Genomic DNA, 1,984 nt, shown 5'->3' on the forward strand with positions numbered 1-1,984 from the left:
GACGTGATCACCGGGCTGTCGCTGCTGCTGCTGTTTGTCGCGCTGGCGCACGCCATCGGCTGGCCAGCGGATCGCGGGATGTTCACCATCTGGCTGGCGCACGTCACCTTCTGTACGGCATATGTGGCGGTGGTCATCTCCTCGCGGCTGCGCGAGCTGGATCGCTCCATTGAAGAGGCGGCGATGGATCTCGGCGCCACGCCGCTGAAGGTCTTTTTCATCATCACGCTGCCGATGATTATGCCGGCGGTGATCTCCGGCTGGCTGCTGGCGTTCACGCTCTCGCTCGACGATCTGGTTATCGCCAGCTTTGTGTCGGGACCGGGCGCGACGACGCTGCCGATGCTGGTCTTCTCCAGCGTGCGGATGGGGGTGAATCCGGAGATCAACGCCCTGGCCTCCATCATCCTTGGCGTGGTCGGAATTGTCGGATTTATCGCCTGGTATTTGATGGCGCGCGCGGAAAAACAGCGTGTGCGCGATATCCAGCGTGCAAGACGCGGCTGAAGGAATTACTATTTCCAGTGATGTGCCGCGTATGACGCGGCACTGTTTTTCAGGGAAGTAAAAACATTGGGATTCTTACAAAAAACACGTCATTCGCACGCCCGTCCGAACGTCCCTGCACTGGTGCAGGTGGCGGCGCTCGCCATTATTATGATCCGCTGTCTGGATGTGCTGATGATAATGAACACGCTGGGTCCGCGCGGAATGGGGGAATTTATTCACCGCAGCGCGCAGACGTGGAATCTGACGCTGGTGTTTCTCAGCAGCCTGATGCTGGTGTTTATTGAGATCTACTGTGCGTTCTCGCTGGTGAAAGGCCGTAACTGGGCGCGCTGGGTGTATCTGCTGACGCAGATCACCGCCGCAGGCTACCTGTGGGCCGCCTCGCTGGGCTATGGCTATCCGGAGCTGTTCAGCATACCCGGTGAGTCGCGACGTGAGATTTTCCATTCACTGGTGATGCAAAAACTGCCGGATATGCTGGTTCTGTTCCTGCTATTTGCACCAGCTTCGAGCCGGCGGTTCTTCCGCCTGCAATAATGTGTATAATCGCAGCCCTCGTGTTTCTTAAGGTTTTCATATGCAGTGCGCACTCTATGACGCCGGACGCTGCCGCTCCTGTCAGTGGATAGAACAGCCGGTCTCTCAACAACTCACCGCCAAAATGGCCAACCTGCAACAGCTACTGGCAGCACACGCGGTGGGCGAGTGGTGCGCACCCGTCAGCGGCCCGGAGCAGGGCTTTCGCAATAAAGCCAAAATGGTGGTCAGCGGCAGCGTTGAAAAGCCGCTGCTGGGGATGCTGCACCGCGACGGTACGCCGGAAGATTTAACCGACTGCCCGCTGTATCCCGCCTCGTTTGAGTCGGTGTTTAGCGCTCTGAAACCGTTTATCGCCCGGGCGGGGTTAACGCCCTATAACGTTGCCCGCAGGCGCGGCGAGCTGAAATACCTTCTGCTGACCGAAAGCCAGATCGACGGCGGGATGATGCTGCGCTTTGTGCTGCGTTCGGAAACCAAACTAGAGCAGCTGCGCGCGGCACTTCCGGGATTGCAGCAACAGCTTCCGCAGCTCAAGGTTATCACCGCAAATATTCAGCCGGTGCATATGGCGATCATGGAAGGGGAGAAAGAGATCTTCTTCACCGAACAGCACGCGCTGGAGGAGCGTTTTAACGGCGTGCCGCTGTGGATCCGTCCGCAAAGCTTCTTTCAGACTAACCCCACCGTCGCCAGCGCGCTGTACATCACCGCGCGCGACTGGGTGCGTGCGTTACAGGTTCATCACATGTGGGATCTGTTCTGCGGCGTCGGCGGCTTTGGCCTGCACTGTGCCACGCCAGACATGCAGCTCACCGGCATTGAGATCTCCGCCGAAGCGATTGCCTGCGCGAAGCAGTCCGCCGCGGAGCTGGGGCTGACGAATCTGCACTTCCAGGCGCTGGACTCCACGCAGTTCGCGACCGGGCAGGGCAAC

At 59.2% G+C, this 1,984-nt stretch carries 3 protein-coding genes; all 3 read left to right on the forward strand.

What is annotated here, in order from left to right:
* On the forward strand, window positions 1-507 hold a 507-nt coding region (locus tag DD606_RS24825), incomplete at its 5' end, for an ABC transporter permease subunit (RefSeq protein WP_129259415.1).
* A gap of 42 nt (window positions 508-549) precedes the next feature.
* Window positions 550-1,047: a YbjO family protein gene (locus DD606_RS24830; protein WP_086527936.1), complete on the forward strand. Its 498-nt coding sequence runs from the start codon at window positions 550-552 to the stop codon at window positions 1,045-1,047.
* Between the two features lie 40 nt (window positions 1,048-1,087).
* Window positions 1,088-1,984 (forward strand): 23S rRNA (uracil(747)-C(5))-methyltransferase RlmC (gene rlmC / locus DD606_RS24835; RefSeq protein ID WP_129259417.1); only part of this gene is annotated, 897 nt, incomplete at its 3' end.

The sequence above is a fragment of the Enterobacter cloacae complex sp. GF14B genome, from assembly GCF_004136805.1.
GTDB classification, from domain to species: Bacteria; Pseudomonadota; Gammaproteobacteria; order Enterobacterales; family Enterobacteriaceae; genus Enterobacter; species Enterobacter hormaechei_C.